Below are 3352 nucleotides of genomic sequence, written 5' to 3'. Positions count from 1 at the left end.
GGCGTGGAGGCCGGTTTCCATTTTCATGGCTTCGATGGTGAGCACAAGGTCGCCTTCGCTGACTTTTTGGCCGACCGTCACCGCGACCGAGGCGACGACGCCGGGCATGGGGGCACCGATATGGGCGTCGTTGCCGGGATCGGCTTTGGGGCGGGCCACTGTTTCGGCGGCGATTTTGCGGTTGGGGACGCGGATGGTCCGGGGCTGGCCGTTGAGTTCAAAGAACACTTTGACCTCACCCTTGTCATCGGTTTCACCAAGCGCCTGTAGGCGGATTTCCAACGTCTTGCCGGGGTCGATTTCAGCGGTGATTTCTTCGCCCGGCATCATGCCATAAAAGAACGTTTTGGTCGGCAGGGTGCGCACCGGACCATAGCTGCGATGGCGGCCCATGTAATCGAGGAACACCTTGGGATACATCAGATATCCGTTCAGATCTTCATCATCCACCGCCTTGCCTTCAAGCTCTTTTTGCAGGGTCAGACGGGTCTCTTCGATATCCACCGGCGCGGCGTGCAGACCGGGGCGATCATCAAAGGCTTTCTCATCCTTCAAAATCTTCTTCTGGATCTTCTTCGGCCAGCCGCCGGGAGGTTGACCAAGGTTGCCCTTCATCATGTCGATGACGCTATCGGGGAAGCTGACATCGGTCTTCGGGTCCTCGACCTGCGCGCGATCCAGACCCTGTGACACCATCATCAACGCCATGTCCCCGACCACTTTCGAGGAGGGCGTGACCTTGACGATATCGCCAAACATCCGGTTCACATCGGCATAGGTTTGCGCCACTTCGTGCCAGCGTTCCTCAAGCCCCATCGAGCGCGCCTGCGCCTTGAGATTGGTGAACTGACCGCCGGGCATTTCGTGCAAATAGACCTCGGACGCCGGGGCCTGTTGGCCGCTTTCGAACGCCGCATATTGGCCGCGCACTGCCTCAAAATAATTGCTGATCTCGCGGATCGCGCCGATGTCGAGACCGGTGTCGCGGTCGGTGTGGCGCAGCGCCTCAACCACCGATCCAAGCGTCGGCTGTGAGGTGTTGCCCGAGAAGCTGTCCATCGCCGCATCAACCACATCAACCCCGGCGTTGGCCGCCGCGATGATGGTGGCGATCGAGGCCCCAGAGGTGTCATGGGTGTGGAAGTGGATCGGCAATCCGACCTCTTCTTTAAGCGCCTTAACCAGAGGGCCAGCGGCCGAGGCCTTGAGCAACCCGGCCATGTCTTTGAGCCCCAAAACATGCGCGCCGGCGGCCTTGAGCTCCTGACCCATGGCGACGTAATATTTCAGGTCATATTTGGCGCGGTCGGGGTCCAAAATATCGCCGGTATAGCAAATCGTGCCCTCAAGAACCCGGCTGGTATCAAGCACCGCGTCCATGGCGACGCGCATGTTTTCCACCCAGTTCAGGCTGTCAAACACACGGAAGACATCAACGCCGGTTTCCGCCGCCTGTTTCACAAAGAACTGTACCACATTGTCGGGATAGTTGGTGTAGCCAACGCCATTGGCGCCGCGCAGCAACATCTGGGTCATCACATTGGGCATGCGGGCGCGCAGATCGCGCAGGCGTTGCCAGGGGCATTCCTGCAAGAACCGATACGCCACATCAAAGGTCGCGCCGCCCCAGCACTCAACCGTGAAGAGTTGTGGCAGGTTATGCGCATAGGCCGGGGCCGCGCCGATCATATCGACCGAGCGCATCCGCGTCGCCAGCAAAGATTGGTGCCCGTCGCGCATGGTGGTGTCGGTGATCAAAAGCTGCGGTTGCGCGCTCAGCCAATCGGCCACCGCCTGCGGGCCCTTGGCCTCGAGCAGGGTTTTGGTGCCATCGGCGGGGGCCTGTGCGCGCAATTCCGGGGTGCGGGCCGGTTTCAAATCCGCCGCCGGTTTGGCGCGGCCCTCAACCTCGGGGTGGCCGTTCACGGTGATGTCGGCGATATAGGTCAAGACCTTGGTGCCCCTGTCGCGCCGCTTGGCAAACTGGAACAACTCCGGCGTCTCATCAATGAACTTCGTGGTGTATTGATTGTTCAAAAACACCGGATGTTTCAACAGGTTCTCAACAAAGGCGATGTTGGTGCTAACGCCGCGCACCCGGAATTCGCGCAAGGCCCGATCCATCCGCTTGATCGCCTTTTCCGGCGTCGGGGCCCAGGCCGTCACCTTGGTTAACAGACTGTCATAATAGCGGGTGATCACCCCGCCCGCATAGGCGGTGCCGCCGTCAAGACGAATGCCCATGCCGGTGGCGCTGCGATAGGCGGTGATGCGGCCATAATCGGGGATAAAGTTGTTTTGCGGGTCCTCGGTGGTGACACGCGTTTGCAACGCATGACCGTTCAGACGGATATCATATTGGCTCGATTTACCGGTCGCCTCGGCCAAAGATTTGCCCTCAGCAATCAAGATCTGCGCTTGAACAATGTCAATGCCGGTGACCTCTTCGGTGACCGTGTGCTCAACCTGAACGCGTGGGTTTACCTCGATAAAATAGAACTTGCCGGTGTTCATATCCATCAGGAATTCGACCGTGCCGGCGCATTCGTAATTCACATGTTGGCAAATCTTGCGGCCCAATTCGCAAATCTCTTCGCGCTGCGCCTCGCTCAGATAGGGGGCCGGGGCGCGCTCAACCACCTTTTGGTTGCGGCGTTGAACCGAACAATCGCGCTCATAGAGGTGGTAAATATTGCCCTGTTTGTCGCCCAGAATCTGCACCTCGACGTGGCGGGCACGGGTGATCATCTTTTCCAGATAGCCCTCACCATTGCCAAAGGCCGCCTCGGCCTCGCGACGCCCCTCCATGACCTTCTCGGCCAACTCGTCTTCACCCTCAATCGGGCGCATCCCGCGGCCACCGCCGCCCCACGACGCCTTGAGCATCAAAGGATAGCCAACCGCCGCCGCCTCGGCCTTGATCGCCTCCATATCGTCGCCCAAAACCTCGGTCGCCGGGATCACCGGAACACCGGCCTCAACCGCAACACGACGGGCGCTGGCCTTGTCACCAAGGGCGCGCATCGTGGCCGCCTTGGGGCCGATAAAAGTGATGCCATTGGCCTCGCAGGCATCAACAAAATCAGGGTTTTCCGAGAGCAAACCATAACCCGGATGGATCGCATCCGCGCCACAGTCCTTGGCCACCCGGATGATCTCATCAATGCTCAGATAGGCCGCAACAGGCCCCATCCCCTCACCAATCCGATAGGCCTCATCCGCCTTAAAACGGTGAAGACCCAACTTGTCCTCCTCCGCATAAACCGCAACCGTCCGCTTCCCCATCTCATTCGCGGCTCGCATAACACGAATCGCTATCTCCCCACGATTCGCTATCAATATCTTGCTGAAG

The 3352-nt window shown here is 59.5% G+C and carries 1 protein-coding gene; it reads right to left on the bottom strand.

Going from position 1 to position 3352, the window contains the following annotated elements; translation table 11 throughout:
- A partial coding sequence (locus AC5EFR_RS23410; protein WP_493578094.1) for a pyruvate carboxylase occupies positions 1 to 3352 on the bottom strand: 3352 nt, incomplete at both ends.

This window comes from Pelagimonas sp., from assembly GCF_058892305.1.
This window is presented reverse-complemented; position numbering and strand designations above follow the sequence as displayed.